Source organism: Rhizobium sp. FG96, from assembly GCF_057808655.1.
Genome location: NZ_JBMDIL010000010.1, coordinates 247,250 through 265,556 on the forward strand (window position 1 = coordinate 247,250; position 18,307 = coordinate 265,556).

An 18,307-nucleotide genomic window follows, 5' to 3' on the forward strand; every position below is an offset into this window, starting at 1 on the left:
AATTCGGCAACTGATTCGCCCGAAAAAAGTCCTCCCGGGTCACGATTGGACAGGGATGCGATCGGCATGCATCAAACTGCCGTTGTCGCGTCTGGCGGTGGGTCAAGGTACGCAAAAGTCTTGGCAATCTCGCGGGCTGAGCTTTCGAGTCCGGGGTAGACAACGCTCTCCTTGATGTTGAGTCGAGCCAATTGTTCCATGATATGGCTCTTGTTCTCGATTATGATCCTGGAAACGCCCAGGTCGCGGTCGTTTTCTTCGAGTGTAGCGTTGTGGCCAAACAAGAGGAAAGAGCCGACCTGCGATGATATGCGCGGATTTGAATTCTGGCCCCGGACAAACACTATTCGCTGCAAGATGCGGGGGTCAAAGCTTTCAACGTGTGGTTTTTCCGCCGCAATCTGCGTAATCAGCGCTTGCCCAGGCTTCGAGTGCGCGAACTCCAGCGGCTCCTTGTCGAGGCCGAGCTTTTCCTTCAGGCTGTAATCGAGCCGCGCGAGATTGGAGATGCAGCTCACGACGGTGGAGTCGTAGAACTCGATCTCATTGATCTTGGGCTGGAGAATAATTACGTGGCCGGGAACGTCATCTTTGCGGTCGCTGCATGCGAAAAATAGCGCGATAAGGGGGTTGGAGGTTACGTCGAGAAGGCGGGTAGGTAGCCCAAAATGCTGCATCCGAACAAGCTTTTCGTAGGTATATCGGTCACCGGCAAACTCCAAAGGGTGACGGCATTCGAGCTCGCTGAAAATGCGGCTCTCGGACGTCAAATAGGGAAAATCTCCGTCCTTGTCCTTCCTGAGTGCAGACGGGACGAGCTTGTGGTTCTCTCCATCCGCATGTCCCCTGAAATACATTTCTGAGGCCTCCCTGACCTGGAGGCCGAGCACAAGGCTTAGGAACTCTTCGACAGATTTTGCTACCAGTCTCCCGGCGGCCACGTCGGCTTGAATTGGTGCTTCGAAAGCGGCAGGCGCGAGCTGAACATCCTCACGCCACTTTCGAAGAACGGCAACGAAGCTGTCGTAGTCGAGATCCTTGACTGCCCAATGGGTACGATTGAATTCCCAACTCGGAATGCCGAGCTCATCTGCGAGGGCTTTCCGCTCCTGCTTGTCCCGGACAACAATTCGACCCAAATCTTCATCCAGGCAGAATTGGTAGTCGACGTTTCTGGGCCCCTTGGCGATGCTAGTCACGCGACCCAACCGGATCGTCATGTAGTCAACGTCAGCCTCGCTATCCCATTTCAGTTCACTGGCGAAGATGGCGGGGAGAGCGATCAACTCAGCGAGAGCTTTGTCATCTAGCCCTTCAAAACGCGCTTCGATCTCCTTCGGAGTGTATTCCAGGATGCGCGGTAGCATAAAGTCGTCGAGGCTCTTCTCGCCGATGGGAACGTCCCACGCTGTATCCACACCTGCCACAATAAAATTAAATGTCGGCTCGCTCATTTATTGCCCCCAGATTTCCTTCATGCCTAAACGATCAGAAGTTAATTCACGTTTAACGTGCATTCCGACTTATCGCCTTCGTTATCTTCACGTCCTAGTGAACAAAAACTCCGGCACTTGACTAAATATCCATTGTACGCAATTTAATATCACGCAAACAAAAAGGAGTTTCTTGTTACGCGCCGCATTATCCTCGCGACTGTCCTTTTCGCCTCGGCTCTCGGCTTTGCTCATGCTGCTGACAAACCGACTGTCGTTCTCGTTCACGGAGCCTTCGCGGACGCCTCCAGTTGGAATGGCGTCATTGGCAAGCTCGAGAAGGATGGCTATCCCGTCGTCGCCGTAGCGAACCCTTTGCGCAGCGTCGCTTTCGATGGCGATTACGTGTCGCGTGTCGTTTCGGGAGTTAAGGGTGACGTCGTTTTGGTTGGCCACTCTTACGGAGGCTCTGTCATCAACGAAGCAGCGAAGGATTCGAAGAACGTCAAGTTGTTGGTGTTTGTCGCAGCATTTGCACCGGAGATCGGCGAGTCCGCCTTGGAGTTGTCAGGGAAGTTCCCTGGTAGCACGCTTGCGCCAACCCTAGCGGAGCCGGTTTCCTTGGAGGGTGGCAGCAAAGACCTCTATATCAAGCAGGAGAGCTTTGGCGATCAGTTTGCAGCTGACGTGCCCAAGAGCGAAGCAGCACTGATGGCAGCGACGCAACGCCCGATTACAGACAAGGCCCTTGGCGAAAAGTCGTCAGTAGCCAGCTGGAAGAGCATTCCGTCCTACTTCGTATACGGGGACAAGGACAAGAACATCCCCCCACAGGCGCTTGGTTGGATGGCTGAGCGAGCGAATTCCAAGGAGACCGTCGTGGTCAAGGGAGCTTCTCATGTTGTGATGGTTTCCCATCCCGAGAAAGTTGCGAAAGTGATCGAGGACGCGGCCAAGGCGAAGTAACATTGGACAGCTGCCGACACTGTTTCGGCAGCTGTCACTCTCGACAATTGGAGTTTGCGAATCCCTCGACAAGACTCTACGTTTGATTTGCAGGCCCGTAGCTCAACGGTTAGAGCCGTCGGCTCATAACCGATTGGTTGCAGGTTCGAATCCTGCCGGGCCTACCAGTTCGGTGCCCATGCTCTATTGATAAGAATGCTTGGCCTGCTGTTCAGGGGCGCTTATGGTCGAACCCATTTCTTTAAGTGTAGAAGACCTTGGTACATTTGAGGAACTGATATCTCGATGAAAGTTGGCTATACAGAATTTTCGTACGGATATGCTTTCACCGAAAATTTGCTGCGCTCACGTCCAGCCAGCTCGTCAGGCGCACCGGTCTTTCCAAACCTGGTCCAAGAGGCCAAGCTTGGATATGACGTCAAAATCAATCAGCCGGCCGCTCCCCTTTTTGTGCAATTCAAGCTTCCGGAGCGGATGACAAAATCGACCGCTTTCGAGATCGCCGGTGGTGGGTGCCCTGGTTTGAAGGTCCCATTCTTTCGGATTGCGCTAATGCGTAGCAGTGCATCTAAACAGCACGAACATCTGATTGCGTTGGAAAAGTCCAATGCCGGATGCGTGTATTACGCCGCGCCGGAACTGGAAAGTATCGAGACTTTTAACGCGTCCTACGATCTTGGTCAGGTGTCTGCAAATTCGGCGTTCTTCTCGCCTCTTCAAATCGGACCGCTTCCGGACAATAAGCAGCACACGATCGCCTACAAGCGGCATTTGAACCGGGCATACTTTTGCTCTGTTCCGCAAGAGCGGCCGAAAAACACATTTGACGAGGTCATGTCGAAGATTAGCCTCGAGTTCAAGGCCAAACACAATGCCACTTTGGTCGAGGTCGCAATGAGAGTCCGTCAAAACGTCCTACACCGAGCTTCTTTCCAGTCGAGACAGCAGGCAGATGGATTGGCCGACCGCATCTTGGCCAGGCTACGCAACGCCGCAACGGATGGCTCGCTCGATGACGAAAAGGCAGGGGCGCTTACAAACTTGCTCGTCGCTCGCGAGGTGGCGCGGGTCGATCTAGGGATCGAGCTGTTGATCGCGCAGTCAGGATAGTATGGATTTTCGAGCTTCCATACACATCTAGAAACTTTGTATAAGCCATCGGGGACAACCAATGCTTTTAGCTATAACACACGGCAAGGCAGGACGGATCGGGACTGACATACCCGCAGGCAGCAGCTGGCGCGATGTCTTTAAGTCGTCAGAGGATTTGCTTACTGCAGCGGTCTTTGGTCGTCTGGCGTACCTGCCAGGCCAGACTTTATGGTCAATATTGCGATCCGCGTTTGGAAGCGACCTACCCGAATACAAAGTCGTCAACATGATTGATGCGCAATTTTGGCCAACTTGGCAGGAGGACGATGATGGTCTCAAGACGGTCGAGCCTGATGGTTACTTTCAATTCGAAGTCGGAGATCCTGCAGTTCGTATCGATGTCATCTTGGAAGCGAAATATCGCGCCGGCTATGATCAATATGCCGAGCAGTGGCGCAGGCAATGGAATGCATACCACAAGTATGTTGCCGAGGGTGATGGCGCGACGGCTTACCTCCTTGCCGTTGGCGGACTGGGCGCTCATGCGACGACAACCATGCATCGGCTTCAAGAAGAGTTGCGGCAAGATGGCCTTGAGGTGAAGGTCATTGCTGCAAATTGGCCGAAACTCCTAGATGCGATAGTGAGCGCCATGGACGGACCGCTGGCTGGAGCAGAGAGGAGGGTTTTAGGCGATATCATAGAAGCTATGGCGCTGGCAGGATTTCGACATGTCCAAGTGCTCGGGGAAATGCGGACGGGCAGGAGGATATCTCCGTCCGCCAAGGTACATCTACTAGACTACGAATTTAGGAGGCATTCATGAGTAACGCTGAGTTGGCAAGATCGCTCGAAGATGTCCGCGAGGCTCACCGCCTGCTCTCCGGATATTACCGTCGAATACTCGACACGGCGAGGCTCGTGGCGGATCAGTTTCCTGGGAAGACATTCTATCAGTGGTCGCCGGTCAATACGACCACGCCTCCGATGCGTGGAACAAACCCATTTGACCGTTGGGGGTGGCACTTTTTGCCACTGAACGCAGCCTCATTCTTGTTCACCACGGCAGGGCAGGGCGTGAGACCCATGAAGGGCGACTGGATGCTTGATATCCACGTATCGTCTGACAGCGAGTTTGCACAATCCGATGTTACAAAAGGAGATCCCGACCCGCGAGAGTTTGCCCCGGTCGAGACAAGTCGATCCGAGTTCTCATTAATCGCCTGGAAATGCGTAAGCATGACACCGAAGGATTTAACTTGGATGAGGGTTTGGAACGAAAGTCCTTGGCCTGACGAGGCTGCCGTGGAAGCCAAGGTTCCGTTCGATGCATCTTCAGGTATCCAATCTACGATGATCAGGTGCCCCCTGGAAGCCTTGTCGTCCAGAGTTGAGGTGGTGAAATTCGCGGAGCAGGCGAAACGGCATTTTGTCGAGGTTTTGGCTGTCGCTGGAGACTAGCGGCCGACAATTAACACGATTACGGTCGGAAACCAGAGTTGGAAGCGTCGGTCATTCGAATGTTACCGTGCCCAAATTGTTTCCTGCCGCATCCATGGAGTTTTTGTGAGCGGGAGAGAATTGTGCGCGATTGGACGAGATTCGGAAAAAAAACCTCTACCGACGACCTAGCCTTGGAGCCCTTGAACGCCTTCCTGAATGAATATCGAAACTCCGGTGAGCAATCCCTCTATGCGATCAGGCTGTGGGGGATTGAAGCTGCGTTCAAGGAGATTTTTGGTGGCTTGACAGGCTTCTCGTTCTGCGAGCCGGCAAAGCGGTCGAAATATCTACAAATGCTCGGTGCACACGCATTGAGGGACTTGCAGCAGGGCGACTTGATCGCAGCCTCGTGCAACAAATTTTATCTCAATTACCTTTCGGTTGTCAGTTCGGTGACTAACCGCGTACCAAGTGGCGAAGTCGAGCAAATCACTGACATGGTAAGTGGCATCATCCGGTACGGCGGGTCCAAAATGAAAGAGATGGAGAAGGTTGAGATCGAGGCGACATAAGCAGTCTCTAAGCCGTCAACCTTCAGGGGCGGGTCAGGCTCTATCGAAGGTCCGGTGACGGAGCGAACGGTACAGGAATTGTCCAAGGTAATCATTTCTGATCTACAAGAAGTTCTCGCGACCGGAGAGGACTACTACTGGTTTATGATAGAGTTGCATGATCTGTTACAGAATCAGAAGGCCGCGATCAGGAATTTGCTGGACACCTTGCCGCTCTTCCCGATTGAATATGAAGGAATGCGGTCGGCTGACTCATACGTAGGTAAGCCAAACCCTGGTGTTCAGTATTTGGAAAGCATCCGACCAGAAATCATCCACTGGTGCAGAGTGACGATACCCAGCCTCGACGCAGGTGAATTGTCCACCCGCATAGTTTGTATCGCTTACGGAAACTTTCGAATGGGCGGGGAGCAGGCGCTTGACGCACTCCGTTTGCAATACGCCGTTCATTACCATAACAACTGCGTATCCAGTGGCCACTTCCAGAGCGCTGAGAGATGGACCGAAGTAATCGACCATTTATCCGGAAAATCCAGATAACCTGATTTGCCGTGATAGAAGGTTCGTAAGGTCTGGCGAGCGGTATAGAGAGCCAACTGAACGCTCGCCCCCGAAGCGCGGCATGCATAACCTAATCAGGCAATGCACGTTTGCGCAATTGCGCAATATAGCAGGCAAGCATGTTGACAATCGTATGTGTACGATAAAGAACAAACTGCCTAACCAAACTTTTCAGCCGATGGGAGCGACGGATGAAGACGCCGTGGAGTCTGTTGTCGCGGTTACGGAGTTCGCGACGGTCGGTCGACGATGCCGCAATGTCGCCGGATCCCGTCGGCGTATCTAGTGAGCCAGTGAGGACTAAGCCTCAAGAGGCAAGACGAGATAATGAAGCTGTACCGCCGGTAGATGGCGAAGGGATGGGCAAGCCTGCTACCCCAGAACACGGGCTACTAAATGTTGAACCATTCGGCTCAGAGAACAAGCAGGTCGCTACGCATTCTTCGGATCTGCGAAATGAGTCGACTGATCCCGCTGCTGCTCGTCACTTGGAAGCGGTGAATATCGAACCGGTGGCGAAGACGCGGCGAAAACCGACGACCGGCAAGCCACGCTCCAGCCGCCAGACGATGACGCCCACTGCATTGTCGCCCGCGAAGACTGACACCTTGCAAGATGATGGTGCTATTGGCCAAGGTGAAGAGCTCTTAAACTTGGATCGCGAAATCCAGGCGACGAAACGGCAGCTTATCGCGAAGCTTCGGCTGCAGAATGAACAGATTAAGATACTGCTGGCAAGGTACGACCGCAGTTAAGTTAGGATTGCAATGCGATTACAAAAGCGCCCCTTCATCGTCGAGCACAAGAACGCTCGGCGCCGCTCGGTGGCATCCCCGAAATCTATCTGGGGTGATGCAGACTTGCGGGCGCTGGCTCGTGAGGCAGCGGCTGACGCAGCGCACCTATTCGCGCCACTTAATGATCTGGAACAAGATGCATCGTCGATACTAAACCCTTCGCCGACGCCCGAGATCCCCAAGGCCTCCAGCGCCGCTGAGATTGAGCTTCCCACGGAGATCCAGCGAGAAGAATCCAAGATTCCTTCCGTTCTTGGTCATTCGCCTGATGCTAATGCGATATCCAGACCAAGCAAGGCGCCGTTACGAACGAAGGCGCCTTCAAACGCCTCCGGTGTCAAACGCAGGTCGAAACCAGGTAACAAGCTGTCGATTGCCGACGCGGATCTCCAGGCGCTCGAGACGGAGAACGATTGGTTGAAAGTGCTTCTGCGACAAAAGCTGGGCGCAGAGAACCGGGCGATAAGAGCGATGCTGTCTAGGTTCGACTAGGACAGCAGTTTTGGGTGGAGCCAACCGACGATATCGCGCCAGCGGTCTTGCCCTTTTGCGTGCTTCATGCTTCCTGCCATTCCAGCTCAGAGGTCCCTGACCTCTCGGGCTTGGAGGAGGGCGCTGCTCCCGATAAGCGGCGCCCTCCGTGCTCAAGGCAAAAAGGAGCAGGGCTCGTTGCTTGGCTCAAGGGGCTTCAGCTGGTCGAACGTCCATTCGTTGCCGTCCTCGCAAATAAACAGTGCCTTGCCGTCTCGCGTCAGTGTCTCCTGGCTGTCCCAGAAAACCTCAGTATCGCCCCGGTAAATTGGCGTACCGGTATGTGGGTCAATATCGGAAATCCATGCGGTGGCGCGGAGGGTTTCTGCCGTGCCGACTATAGGTTGGCCATTGGGCGATAGGTATTTCATGACGTCTGGTCTCAATGGGACATTTAAGTATGAGCCGATGTGGCGACCGGCCGCAAGAATTGTTGCAAGTCACGAAGTCTTTCATTGAGCTCAAGTCCTCGCCGCGTGGACACGCAACCAAACGGCGATATCCTATGCAGAGATTCGCACCGCATCGCCCTGGAGCCAAATACATGATCTCTAGCAAAGGTGCTGCTGCAGTCCTTACCGATGCCCTGCTTTTGGTGGCAGCAACGTTACTGCTCGCGACCGGCTACCAAGCACAATTTTATGCGCATCGGAAGTCACATTTGGTGGGGTTGTCTTGGCGCTCTTCGTTGACAGCGCCGCCGCCTTGATCTTGGGTCTCGTGTTCGTCGGAACTGTGGTTTGCGGTGAGCAGGTTGCACTCTTGCTCGGTGAAAACGTCGATCAACGGAAGTTGGTGACGGGATCTGTGACTGTCTGCGCCTCACTCTGCCTGCTAATCGGCTCGTATTTTGGCGTCCGAAGCTTCTTTCAGCCATTGACGCAGGAAATCGACATCGAGTTGGCCGACGAGACACATGGCTTCATCTTCTCGAGCGATCATAAGCTAGGGAGGAATGAAGAGAAGAATGATGCCGATCGGCCATTCACGTTCGTGCGGCATCTCTCGCAATTCGGCTCGCTCGATTGGAGGGCGCAAGATCCGATTTTTAGGGTGGGGGTAAAATCGACGGTCCCCGGGTACAGTTTCGACGCATCGCTATCCTTGTACGGTGCGTGTTGGGATCCAAGGGATCCGAAATCGGGTGTTGGCAAAGCTGAGTCGGTCGTTATCGAAGACATTAGAGAGCTGGAATTTGCCACGGACTTTGGCATTCTTGACTGGAGGCTGTACCCTGGTTCATTCCAAGGCCACGCGAACTTCGTCAACTGGCGTGTAACCCAGTTCAGCATCTCAAGGCCGAGCTCACCTGATAAAATCGAAATACAACAATCGGTCCATGGCAACGGCATGCTCATCGTTGAAGACAGCGAGTTTGAGTTCTATGTCGCCATTGTACCGTTCGACACCAAAGGCAAAGAGATTGTCAAGAAGAGTGCGGTCCTGAAGATCGAGACGGACCAAGGTGCCAAGGAACTGATAGTGTCACCCGGCGAACCTTCGACAGAAGCCACCTCGACAAATTGCACGGCACTACCAACGCGTCTTCTATTCGGGCAGGGTGAGGTTTCGTCCAAGGATCACGCGAGCCTAGTTGGCTTAATGGTAAAGCTCAAGCGCTCGACCCGGTCCCCCAACTTCATGGAGAACGCCGGGCGGCTTGTAGCGGAAGGCAGCGGAGGCTTCCTGATCGCGAATGACCTGACCGGTGAAGGCCTCCGGCAGTCATCGGCCGAAGGCGTCTTGGATGCCTTCATTGCGGGCGCCAATGTCAAAAGCCTAACCATAGGAGGCTCTTCGGTCGCCGTGGCACCCTCTGACTTCTTGTTCGGCCTCGGGTCGCTGAAGGCTTCGATCACGAACGATGGGCATCTGCGATACTCTGGCTCGGCCAAGACACTCACTCGCAATAATCTTCGCATCAGCCCAACACTTTGGGAGACGCTGTCTAGCGAGATGCAGATAGCGATCCTTACGGGCCTCTGCATCGCTACGCTTGGACTGTTTGCGTTTCTCGTCCGGCTGATTTTCGGTGCACCAAAGCTTTCGATATTGTCCAAGTCCTGATCGTTTGCCATCGGCAAGTTACTTGGGCTCTCGGGCAAAAATATTCGCCCCGTTGACAGACTAAAAAATGTTCTATATCTGTTCGCGCATGGAAAAATTTGCTCGCACACTCATACGAATAGTTCGCTGACACCACCCTGCAATGGGATTACGTCACTGCGTTCATTCGAGGGTTCATGATGAGCATCTCTCACTCGCGCTTCTTAGCGCAATCAAATCCTGTACAAGTTTTCTACCCACTCAGCACCGTCCGATGTGTTGGCCCTGTCCTTTTCAGGGACCAGTTGGCCCGTGACATTGCGTGCCTTCTAGACGTCGATGATACCGTGTCATCTTGGTCCTGCATGTCCATGGCGTTGTCCGATGGGCAACATTCCCATCGTCCTGATTTCGTCGCGATGAGGGGTAGTCGGAAAGTTGCCATCGATGCTGCCCGGGAGGATCCGCTGCCCAATTGGGTGCAAGGCAAGGCTCTCGAAGCCGGGCTTGGGTATGAGTTAATCGATGGATCAGAGCTTCCGCGCATCCGCCTCAAGAATGCCAAGGACCTCTTGCGTTACGCGAGGCACGAGGCACCCCTGTCCGATCGCATTAAGCTGTTGGCGGCTCTGGACGAGCAATCATCCCTGACTGTTGCCGAGGCCCTCTTGGCCTTTCGCGAGACGAAGCCAGTAGCTGGACTGGCGTCCATGTTCCTGCAGCGATTCATCATCATGGATATCGATGATCGATTGATCGGGCCGGAAACAATAATCCGCCGACAGCGCGACTAGAGTTCAACGACATTTCACCGAGTTTTTGACGCTGCCAACCGCAGTGAAGGATGAACCATGCCTATTTCCACCAAGAATGAAAAGGTCCGCTCGTCGGTCAAGCATTACGCGCTCTATAGAACTTTCGAGCGAGCACTCGAACACTGCAAGGATTTTGGGGAGGGCGGTCTAGGAACCGTCTGTCTAGTTGTTCCGCCGGGATCAGCGGCAGCTGATTTCAAGACTTGCGCAATCGCATTCCTCTTCGAGGGCGTGGAGAGGGATCGGTGGGACGACCTGGGCTACATTTGCGTCGCTTCGTCGGACAAACCGGAAAAGGTTAAGGCGGAATTCAGCGAGAAGTGCGCTCGACAAAAACGCGCAGTCGTCTTGTCCGAGACGCGTCACCTACCTGCGTTGGTATCGGTGGCCGTCGACGACTTCATCGAAATCGAACCTATCAATGGCGGAGATTTGCGAGAGGCATGTGCCGAGGTCTTGCGTCTAAGGGTGACCTTGAAGCAAGCCCGCCAACTATTGGCTTTTCCAAGAGACTTGATGTTTGCTGCCCTTAAGAAAAACAGCACCGCCGCGAATGCCATTCGAAGGCTCGCCGCGGTATCGCCGGTATCTGGCAACGCGAAGCCACTAGCCGAAAGAAGCCTTCGCTTGGAGGAATTGCACGGGTATGGGGCCGCCAAGGATTGGGGGTTGCAGCTCGCGAAGGACTTAGCGGCCTGGAAGGCAGGGCTGTTGAAGTGGTCCGAAATCGATCGCGGGTTGCTGCTCAGCGGGCCGCCCGGCGTAGGGAAGACCATTTTTGCGAAGGCGTTGGCAGAGACTTGCGGCGTAAATTTTGTCGCGACGTCGGTCGCGCAATGGCAAGCAACTGGCCATCTGGGCGATCTCCTGAAGGCGATGCGTGCTGACTTTGCGACGGCAGTCGACAAGGCACCCAGCATCCTATTCCTCGATGAGCTGGATTCGATTGGCGACCGGAGTACCTTCACCGGGGAATACGCTTCATATTCGATCCAGGTCGTAAATGGACTGCTAGAGGCGCTGGACGGCTCAGCAAGGCGGGATGGCTTGGTTGTCATTGGCGCCACGAATTATCCGGAGAAGGTGGATGCAGCTATCCGCCGCCCCGGCCGGCTTGACCGACACTGCGTCATTGGCATGCCCAGCGCCGCGGAACGCGTTGCGATCGTCGAGCAGATGCTGGGGCAGCAATTGAGCGACCTTGACAAACTCGGTCCGATGACCGAGGCAATGTCGGGCGCTGATTTGGCACTCATGGTCCGAGATGCAAAAAAGCAAGCGAGACGCGAGGAGCGACAGCTGGTCTTGTCTGACCTAACGTCGCAACTTCCAGATCTGCTACCAATCACTGGCGATTACCGGCACGCGATCGCCGTCCACGAGGCCGGCCACGCGATCGTGGGAAATGAACTGGGGCTAGGGCGCTTCCTTGGTGTTCGGGTCGTGAAACAACTCAATCCACGTTTCCCGGTCCAGTCAGCAGGTGGGGCAATCTTTGAGTTTCCCACGCTGCGGGTCCGCAATGCGCAACAGTATAGGGACGATATCTGCTTGCTGATGGCAGGTATCGCCGCCGAAAGGGTGATCTTCGGAAGCCACGTGGATGGATGCGGGATCGGACCGACGAGCGACCTCGCACTTGCTACTGACCTTGCCGTGCGAATGGAAACCCGTATCGGCATGGGCTCACGATTGTCGCACTTTGGTGAAGGCTCGGCTTGGGAAGCCTCTGAGGCCCACGGCTTGCCTCGGCTCGTCGACAGCGTCGAGGAAATCCTGCGCAGCGAGCTTGCACGTGCGTTCGACATTGTATCCGTCCAGCGGTCACTCCTCATCGCCTTGGCTAACGAGCTCGAGGCCGTTGGCTCGGTCGCTCCCTCTCGATTCAACGAAATCAAGTTGGATGTTAGGGAGCGCTTCCCTCCTGGGAAGCCGTCGCCAAGGCACGACGCTGGCGTCGCATCGAAGTCTAGCCGACGTGCTGGGAGGGTCGAGCGATGAAAGCTTGGATCATCAGCGATATCCATTCCATGACGATCGACTTGTTGCACGCAAGGCGGCTTTCTGTCCCCGGCGCCGACATTTGCATCTGTGCCGGGGACATCGCTGGGAACATCGAGCGTGCAATCGACTTCCTCCACGCCGAAATCTCTCCGCATATGCCTGTGGTCGCGACGCTGGGGAACCACGATTACTACGGCTCGTCGGTCGATGATGCGTTGGCGTATGCCCGTAAGTGGACGTCTGGCACTAACGTACACATCCTGGAAAACCAGACATATCTCACCACCGGCTTGCGCGTGATCGGCTGCACGCTCTGGACCGACTTCGAGATTGAGGCGCATGACTTTGGCCACCTGCCCATCCTCGCAAGGCGAGACCAGGCAGCCCGGGAAAGCATGCGCTACCTGATGGACTTCCGGCTGATCAGGGGATCGGAAGGGCGATTGGGAGACGGCAGTGGCTTGATCTCGCCTGGCGAGATGATGTCGCGCCATTGGGAGAGCCGAGGCTTTATCGAGGGGGAACTTGAAAAGCCTTTCAAGGGCACCACGATGGTCTTGACGCATCACGCAATTTCGCCGCGATCTCTCGATCCACGCTTTGAGGGACACATTTCTAATGCTGCCTTCGCCTCGGACCTGTCCGAGATCATTCGTGCCGGTCGCCCTCATTTTTGGATCCACGGACACATCCATCGCTTCGTGGATTACACGGAGCACGAGACCAGGGTCATCTGCAATCCACGTGGGTATGTTGGGGAACGGGGTAGTGCCGGGTTCCGGCCGGGTTTCGTGGTCGAGACGACAGTGGACGAAAGTGACGACGGGGGCGGGCGAGATGAATAAGGCGGTCGTCTATCTTCGGACGGAGTGGGATTACGGCTCGCCGACGTTCACAGTCGTGTTTGTTGGTGCCTCCCTACGGCAACGCGAAGATTTCGATCTCGTTGCCCACCGCGAGGGCTTCGTTCGGAACCGTGACAGCTGGCGTCCGACCCAGGGCGCGAAGTTTTATCGACTACTCGAAGCGCTTCGCGCAAGCGGGTGCGACATGAAGTTCGAACCAGAGATCGACGGGCACATCAACTTGCAGCGCCTCCAACTAAGCTCGGAGACACGGAAACACCTGGATAGTGTGCACGCCTTCAAGCTGCATGATCTAGCTGGTTACTGCTCCGTCCAGGGAGATGGGCACGTTGATGGCGAATACTTTTATTTCCGAGCGCGTGAATCGCACTGGCGCTTCGAGGTTGGCGGCAACGCTGCTGGAACCAAGGCAGCTAAGTGGTGGCACGCCGAGGATTGGCCAAACGAGAGCGGTTTTGGCGCGGGATACAGGTCAGACGAGGACGCAGTTTGTTGCATCCTGAAAGCAGTCGAGGCGTATCGCACTGGCAATCGAGATCGGTTCGAAATTGGCCATCCCGACTATCAAAGGACGATGCTTAAAGGATGGTCGCTGCGCGTTCCCAGCCTTTCATGCGCTATCCAGCGGCTTGGGATCAGTGGGGAGGAAGCAATCAACAAGGCAAAATCCTTGGCCATCGAACTGCCCTATCTCGCTGAGGCCGAGCTGGCTGCCTCGGGTAAAAAACCTGGAACGGCAATCGCGCCAAACGAGGCGATGGGCGGCGAGACGCTGGCTGAAGACAAGGAGGAATGATGGCAAGCTACCCGTTCAACATCGATGTTAGCACTTCCGAAGGAAGGCTGGAGGTGCTCCGTTTGTGGAGTACAGCACGCGTAAATCTGTCGACCGCAGGGTTGATCCTGAAAGTGCCAATGTACCGTGTCCTTGAGATGGCTAAGGAGAACGCTATCGATCCCCCGAGCGAAGAGGCTCTCGCCCATAGCGTCCTGGAACTGGAAACGCGGATGCGCCCTCGGCTACGCGCGAGCAAGCGCGATAAGGCTGCGAGAGGGCTTGCAGGCATTCGCGCGGCAATCGCCCAGGAGCTAGATGCGCTTCCGTCCATCGCTTTGGAAGCCAAGGCACACGGGGCTAGTGATGCCCACCAAACTTATTATGTTGTACATGCCGTGCTAAGACGAGCCCTCGACGTTGTCGTATCCGCGATAGAAGTCATGGAGGAGGGACCCACGCTCGAATCACATGAACTTGACGGCTTCGAGTACACAGAAGCGAGCCTCAAGACCTTGCGAGGCCTAGACCGCGTGATCCCACGTCCGGATTACTACTTGGTTGGCGACTTCAATCACGTCGGACCGATCACCGAGAATGATATTCTCTGGAGTTGGTCCAAGGGCTTTCTCGCTTCCACCGATGCTAGCGAGTTGCTGATGCTTGAAGAAGGCGACCAAATCGGTGAGATCGCATGCCAACTCGGTATTCCACTACCGAGAGAGATTGCCCTGTCGCCCAAGCAGGCGGCCGTGATTCTTGGTGACAAGCCTGGCAACGGGGACATTGAATTCGAGGTGCGGCGGCGGATCCGCGATGGACGGCTCGCATCCTATTTTCCTCCTGACGTCGAAGTTCGGCGGCGATTTGAGAAGAAGCAGATCGGTAGCAGCCTCAAAAAACAGGAGGACAAGTCGTGATTTTCGGGTTGGATGTAGTTTCGCTCAAAATGCTTCGAGAAGCCAAGGGCATGACCAGAGCGAAGGTGGCAGACCTATCAGGCGTGAGCCGAGCTAGGGTATCTAAGATCGAGTCAGGAATGGCGAACCCGAAGCTTGCGACCCTTAATGCGATGTGTGCGGCATTAGATGCAGAGCTTATTCTGGTGCCGCGCAAAATTGGGGGCAATGTTCGGCGTCTTGTGGCAAGACATTTCGGTAGGCCGGACGGCCCGCTTGTGTCTGTTCGAGATGAGGTTTTCATTCCAGATGGGGAGGATTGAACCCCGCGTGCGGCGAATTGCCGTCGTCAAAGACCTAAGCAAGATCGGCACAAACTTAAAATTGAGTATTGCACGGTTGCTAATCGGAAATATGATCCGATCAGGATTCATGGCCGGGGTTATTATGAGAACGATTCTGCTTTGCACGGCATTAGTTTTTGCTTCGCCTCTAATCGCACTTGCCGATGACGACTATCCCATGGCGGGGATAGTGACGAGCATGACCGTAGCCGAGATCAACCAGCAGCTAGACCGCGCGGAGAGGGAACTTTCCGAGTTCAATAAGAAGTTCACTGAGCAGGGTATAGCGCCGCTGGTCGCACAAGCGACCGACGCTTGTTTTGCAAACTTTTATGTAGTCACCCAGGGTGGGGCGCAAATCCATTATGTCCTCGATGAAACGGCCAGCCGAGACGGTAGGGTAGAATACGCTCAGGCCGGTGAAGCGTCCCAATGCTCATACGACAAAGGAAAGAAGCTGGAGAGGTGTGGCCAAGACTTCCTCGCCTTTCACCCAGACGATTCCCCATTGAAGTTTGTCACGCTTCGCGATCCCGACGAAGCATACGCTCTTTCTCTGAACCCTAAGCTTGCTGACGGAAAGATGACGGAATTGGTTTCATGCGACGAGTATCGCGAGCAACTCCTGTCACGGATTACGACTAACCGGGTGAAGGAGTCTGCAAATCCGGATTTCGGAGCTGGCACGTTCGCTCGCCGAATAATCGTCGAGCCGGACTTCTTGGCAAAGCTGAAGACGCTTGAAGGCAAGTGATGATGCCACCCAGTAACCTGATACGTTCTTGTCAGGTTTTAAGGCGATTTGCCTCAAAAATAGGGTTGCCAAGTGGACGCGCGACCGACGCGAGGATAGCGTATTTCTCGAACCATCGGTCAGGCGATTGTGCATCGCCGATTTTGCCGATAGGGCAATGGAAGTTCAGAGTTGCTAGAGGGGCTCAGTAAGTTCCGGGTTGCGAAGATTGGATCGGGGCTAAAAGCCTAGTCATCATGATCGTCAGATTGGGGCTCGAGAGCGATGGTTTTCACCAGCTTGATTATTGCCTTTCGCGTTCTCGCATCTGAGATCCTTACAAACGCCCTGTTGAGTGCAGCTCCCTGCGCGGATCCCACGTGACGTTCGATTTCATCGATCTCGGAAACCTTTGCAAGGACATTACCATCTCCTTCTCCAAAGAGCGCGGCAGGCGTAACTCCCAAGATCTGTGCGATATGTTGTATTCTACTGGAACCAACGCGGTTAGTCCCCTTCTCGTATTTCTGAACCTGCTGGAAGGTGATGCCTAGTTGCTGTGCCAAAGAACCTTGCGACAGACCCATGAGCTTCCGGCGAGCCCTGATCCTCGCTCCCACCTCCGCGTCAATCTCACTTTTGGGCATTGGATTACGTGGCACTTACTTCACCTCGATTGACCGGATATTGTTGCATAGCGTTGTAACTATGCGTTGTCGAGCGGCTGGTGACGTTTTCCACTGCCAGATGTGCAAGGGGAACGGGAATGGAACATGCTTGTCAAACGAGACCCTTGAGGGCGATACGTAATAGCTCCGAGTTGAGCTAATCTGGTCGCCTTTTCATTCAACGAAAAAGAGACTTGGCCAGTCAATCACGATCGCCTTCTCTACACGCCGATACTCAACGATCTCGATGTCCAGCGATTGGATAAGTTTGCGGTTCTGCTCCAGTACACCGGCAGGCAAAACCATGATTTTACGGGCCTCGGTTCCAACAAGCTTCTCGTAAACGTAAAGCTGTCCTACTGCCTTTAGGATATCGTCTGCTCCATTTGCCGTCTTGATCTCGAAGAGAGCGGGCAGGTCTTCGCTGGTCGTGTATAGATCGGGGCCAAGAGATCCAATTCTAGCGTTCGAATGCCTTATTGCGCGAAGGTCCAGTTCGGCTTTCAATGCTTGAAACACATCATGGTGGATGCGTTCGGCTTTGATCGGTCCGTGTCCCGGTATCCAATAGTCGCCAGAAGGCTCTTCAAAACTTAGCGCGGCCCGCTGAACATTCGCTGCGTCATCTCCGTGGTCGGCGCGGGTTCGGACGACATGGCAAAGGTCAACGAACTTTTTCGTCGATAGGACCATGTCCATAGGCTGTGCAATTGCGGTGACCGCGTAACAAGGAACGATTTGACCGTTCGAAAAGCTAACGTCTACTACCTCAACTCCTAGAGCCGCTGCATCAGCTAGGTACTCATCCAGCATGCCCCTGGTGTTATCGACGTTGAGTCGCCCTCGATGTAAAATCCACACGCGTCCTTCGTCGTCCCTGGCCACGACGCCCTGGTTCTGGAGATTGGATATTCCCGAGACCGGCGGGTTGACCTGGACGATCCCCTTTCCGTTGCTAGCGGCCAAAACATCGTTGCCCAGGGCATTCCAATAGCGACCTTTCGGGCCAACATGTCCCGCGGACTTTATCCAAACGCCAATTTCCTGGACCCACCACACCGGCCTGGCTCCCAAGGCGACCTGGGTGCCAAGTGTGCGGAAGGCGCGGGCCCACGTGCTAATTGCTGACGCGACATCGGGTTTGTTTTCAATAGCAGTTAAACGTCGCATTGTTTTTCCTGGTAAGCTTTTGTTTCTGATACGATACTCATGGCCGCGTAGATACCTGATGCGAGCAACAGGCTATCTAGGGAATCGAGTTTTGCGCCGAGTTTATATCACGGGGAAACGCTTCGGCCGAAACCTAAGATCGCTAGTTCTGGTCAGGCTTTCGGGTTTCTCATGGGCATGGTCAAATCGATCTTCGCTCAACGGCATCGCTCGCAGGAGTATCGTGCGGCATAACGCGGATAACTGATCTTGCCTTCATTGCTTGTCTTGAAAAGATTGCTTTAAGCTGCGCGAACAACCGAAGGCGCATTGATGACCAAGTTCACTCTAGATACCAATTGCCTTATCGCAATAGAAGATCGGCGCCCTGAAAGTGATGCGGTCCAAGCCCTAGTCGACGCTGCACGAGAAGGGCGGATCGATGTCGCTATGGTCGCTTCGTGCGCCTCGGAGCGACAAATCAGTGGAGGCTATATCACGGACTTTGACCAGTTCAAAAAGCGTCTTTCCTGGCTCGATTTTGGTCACCTTGCGCTACTAGCAGGGTGTTGAAGAAGTCAATCGCGTTCGCACACGAAGCCGGAATCGTCTC

18 protein-coding genes, 1 tRNA gene and 1 pseudogene are annotated in these 18,307 nt (G+C 54.7%); 16 read left to right on the forward strand and 4 right to left on the reverse strand.

Going from position 1 to position 18,307, the window contains the following annotated elements; genetic code table 11:
* Positions 1–71 precede the first annotated feature (71 nt).
* Complete coding sequence (locus ACODR6_RS20910) at positions 72–1,454, reverse strand: FRG domain-containing protein (protein ID WP_489024182.1); 1,383 nt, start codon at positions 1,452–1,454, stop codon at positions 72–74.
* A 186-nt stretch (positions 1,455–1,640) separates the two neighbouring features.
* On the opposite strand from ACODR6_RS20910, the gene ACODR6_RS20915 reads away from it, so the two are divergent.
* From ACODR6_RS20915 to ACODR6_RS20950, 8 genes are all read left to right on the forward strand, one after another.
* The gene (locus ACODR6_RS20915; protein WP_489024217.1) at positions 1,641–2,399 is read left to right on the forward strand and encodes an alpha/beta fold hydrolase; all 759 of its coding nucleotides are present in this window, start codon (positions 1,641–1,643) and stop codon (positions 2,397–2,399) included.
* A gap of 91 nt (positions 2,400–2,490) precedes the next feature.
* Positions 2,491–2,566, forward strand: a tRNA-Ile gene (locus ACODR6_RS20920).
* 118 nt (positions 2,567–2,684) lie between these two features.
* On the forward strand, positions 2,685–3,509 hold the full coding sequence (locus ACODR6_RS20925) for a hypothetical protein (RefSeq protein ID WP_489024184.1): 825 nt from the start codon (positions 2,685–2,687) through the stop codon (positions 3,507–3,509).
* 61 nt (positions 3,510–3,570) lie between these two features.
* A complete protein-coding gene (locus ACODR6_RS20930; protein ID WP_489024186.1) occupies positions 3,571–4,317 on the forward strand; it encodes a hypothetical protein in 747 nt (248 codons plus the stop codon).
* Positions 4,314–4,952 carry a hypothetical protein gene (locus ACODR6_RS20935; protein ID WP_489024188.1) on the forward strand — a complete coding sequence of 213 codons (639 nt, stop codon included), beginning with the start codon at positions 4,314–4,316 and terminating at the stop codon, positions 4,950–4,952. Before ACODR6_RS20930 ends, ACODR6_RS20935 begins: the two co-directional genes overlap by 4 nt.
* Positions 4,953–5,074: 122 nt before the next feature.
* Positions 5,075–5,506, forward strand: coding sequence for a hypothetical protein (locus ACODR6_RS20940; RefSeq protein WP_489024190.1), 432 nt, complete (start codon positions 5,075–5,077; stop codon positions 5,504–5,506).
* Positions 5,507–6,324: 818 nt separating this feature from the next.
* A complete protein-coding gene (locus ACODR6_RS20945) occupies positions 6,325–6,822 on the forward strand; it encodes a hypothetical protein (RefSeq protein ID WP_489024192.1) in 498 nt (165 codons plus the stop codon).
* A gap of 12 nt (positions 6,823–6,834) precedes the next feature.
* Positions 6,835–7,356: a hypothetical protein gene (locus ACODR6_RS20950; RefSeq protein WP_489024194.1), complete on the forward strand. Its 522-nt coding sequence runs from the start codon at positions 6,835–6,837 to the stop codon at positions 7,354–7,356.
* Positions 7,357–7,508: 152 nt separating this feature from the next.
* On the opposite strand, the gene ACODR6_RS20955 is transcribed toward ACODR6_RS20950, so the two are convergent.
* The gene (locus tag ACODR6_RS20955) at positions 7,509–7,766 is read right to left on the reverse strand and encodes a hypothetical protein (protein WP_489024195.1); all 258 of its coding nucleotides are present in this window, start codon (positions 7,764–7,766) and stop codon (positions 7,509–7,511) included.
* Positions 7,767–8,070: 304 nt separating this feature from the next.
* On the opposite strand from ACODR6_RS20955, the gene ACODR6_RS20960 reads away from it, so the two are divergent.
* The 8 genes and pseudogenes from ACODR6_RS20960 (at position 8,071) to ACODR6_RS20995 (ending at position 15,898) form a co-directional block, all read left to right on the forward strand.
* Entirely contained in the window at positions 8,071–9,462 is a 1,392-nt protein-coding gene (locus ACODR6_RS20960; RefSeq protein WP_489024196.1) for a hypothetical protein, read from the forward strand.
* A 350-nt stretch (positions 9,463–9,812) separates the two neighbouring features.
* On the forward strand, positions 9,813–10,235 hold the full coding sequence (locus tag ACODR6_RS20965; RefSeq protein ID WP_489024198.1) for a hypothetical protein: 423 nt from the start codon (positions 9,813–9,815) through the stop codon (positions 10,233–10,235).
* A 57-nt stretch (positions 10,236–10,292) separates the two neighbouring features.
* The gene (locus ACODR6_RS20970; RefSeq protein WP_489024200.1) at positions 10,293–12,257 is read left to right on the forward strand and encodes an AAA family ATPase; all 1,965 of its coding nucleotides are present in this window, start codon (positions 10,293–10,295) and stop codon (positions 12,255–12,257) included.
* Positions 12,254–13,105, forward strand: coding sequence for a metallophosphoesterase (locus tag ACODR6_RS20975; RefSeq protein WP_489024202.1), 852 nt, complete (start codon positions 12,254–12,256; stop codon positions 13,103–13,105). The genes ACODR6_RS20970 and ACODR6_RS20975 overlap by 4 nt, the downstream gene beginning before the upstream one ends.
* Positions 13,098–13,922, forward strand: a complete 825-nt coding sequence (locus tag ACODR6_RS20980) for a hypothetical protein (RefSeq protein ID WP_489024204.1) — start codon at positions 13,098–13,100, stop codon at positions 13,920–13,922. Before ACODR6_RS20975 ends, ACODR6_RS20980 begins: the two co-directional genes overlap by 8 nt.
* Positions 13,922–14,821 carry a hypothetical protein gene (locus ACODR6_RS20985; RefSeq protein ID WP_489024206.1) on the forward strand — a complete coding sequence of 300 codons (900 nt, stop codon included), beginning with the start codon at positions 13,922–13,924 and terminating at the stop codon, positions 14,819–14,821. The genes ACODR6_RS20980 and ACODR6_RS20985 overlap by 1 nt, the downstream gene beginning before the upstream one ends.
* A gap of 50 nt (positions 14,822–14,871) precedes the next feature.
* A pseudogene (locus ACODR6_RS20990) lies at positions 14,872–14,937 on the forward strand (hypothetical protein); the annotation flags it as partial.
* A gap of 52 nt (positions 14,938–14,989) precedes the next feature.
* Positions 14,990–15,898 (forward strand): hypothetical protein, encoded by a 909-nt coding sequence (locus tag ACODR6_RS20995; RefSeq protein ID WP_489024221.1) that lies wholly within the window; start codon positions 14,990–14,992, stop codon positions 15,896–15,898.
* 227 nt (positions 15,899–16,125) lie between these two features.
* On the opposite strand, the gene ACODR6_RS21000 is transcribed toward ACODR6_RS20995, so the two are convergent.
* A complete protein-coding gene (locus ACODR6_RS21000) occupies positions 16,126–16,524 on the reverse strand; it encodes a helix-turn-helix domain-containing protein (protein ID WP_489024219.1) in 399 nt (132 codons plus the stop codon).
* Positions 16,525–16,719: 195 nt separating this feature from the next.
* Entirely contained in the window at positions 16,720–17,715 is a 996-nt protein-coding gene (locus tag ACODR6_RS21005; RefSeq protein ID WP_489024207.1) for a hypothetical protein, read from the reverse strand.
* Positions 17,716–18,307: the final 592 nt, after the last annotated feature.

Bases quoted from the DNA above. Each gene is read 5' to 3' on its own strand.
- ACODR6_RS20910 (WP_489024182.1), bottom strand. From the start codon at position 1,454: ATGAGCGAGCCGACATTTAATTTTATTGTGGCAGGTGTGGATACAGCG.
- ACODR6_RS20950 (WP_489024194.1), top strand. From the start codon at position 6,835: ATGCGATTACAAAAGCGCCCCTTCATCGTCGAGCACAAGAACGCTCGG.
- ACODR6_RS20975 (WP_489024202.1), top strand. From the start codon at position 12,254: ATGAAAGCTTGGATCATCAGCGATATCCATTCCATGACGATCGACTTG.
- ACODR6_RS20985 (WP_489024206.1), top strand. From the start codon at position 13,922: ATGGCAAGCTACCCGTTCAACATCGATGTTAGCACTTCCGAAGGAAGG.
- ACODR6_RS21000 (WP_489024219.1), bottom strand. From the start codon at position 16,524: ATGCCCAAAAGTGAGATTGACGCGGAGGTGGGAGCGAGGATCAGGGCT.
- ACODR6_RS20995 (WP_489024221.1), top strand. From the start codon at position 14,990: ATGCAGAGCTTATTCTGGTGCCGCGCAAAATTGGGGGCAATGTTCGGC.
- ACODR6_RS20935 (WP_489024188.1), top strand. From the start codon at position 4,314: ATGAGTAACGCTGAGTTGGCAAGATCGCTCGAAGATGTCCGCGAGGCT.
- ACODR6_RS20965 (WP_489024198.1), top strand. From the start codon at position 9,813: ATGGCGTTGTCCGATGGGCAACATTCCCATCGTCCTGATTTCGTCGCG.
- ACODR6_RS21005 (WP_489024207.1), bottom strand. From the start codon at position 17,715: ATGCGACGTTTAACTGCTATTGAAAACAAACCCGATGTCGCGTCAGCA.
- ACODR6_RS20930 (WP_489024186.1), top strand. From the start codon at position 3,571: ATGCTTTTAGCTATAACACACGGCAAGGCAGGACGGATCGGGACTGAC.
- ACODR6_RS20970 (WP_489024200.1), top strand. From the start codon at position 10,293: ATGCCTATTTCCACCAAGAATGAAAAGGTCCGCTCGTCGGTCAAGCAT.
- ACODR6_RS20955 (WP_489024195.1), bottom strand. From the start codon at position 7,766: ATGAAATACCTATCGCCCAATGGCCAACCTATAGTCGGCACGGCAGAA.
- ACODR6_RS20925 (WP_489024184.1), top strand. From the start codon at position 2,685: ATGAAAGTTGGCTATACAGAATTTTCGTACGGATATGCTTTCACCGAA.
- ACODR6_RS20980 (WP_489024204.1), top strand. From the start codon at position 13,098: ATGAATAAGGCGGTCGTCTATCTTCGGACGGAGTGGGATTACGGCTCG.
- ACODR6_RS20945 (WP_489024192.1), top strand. From the start codon at position 6,325: ATGTCGCCGGATCCCGTCGGCGTATCTAGTGAGCCAGTGAGGACTAAG.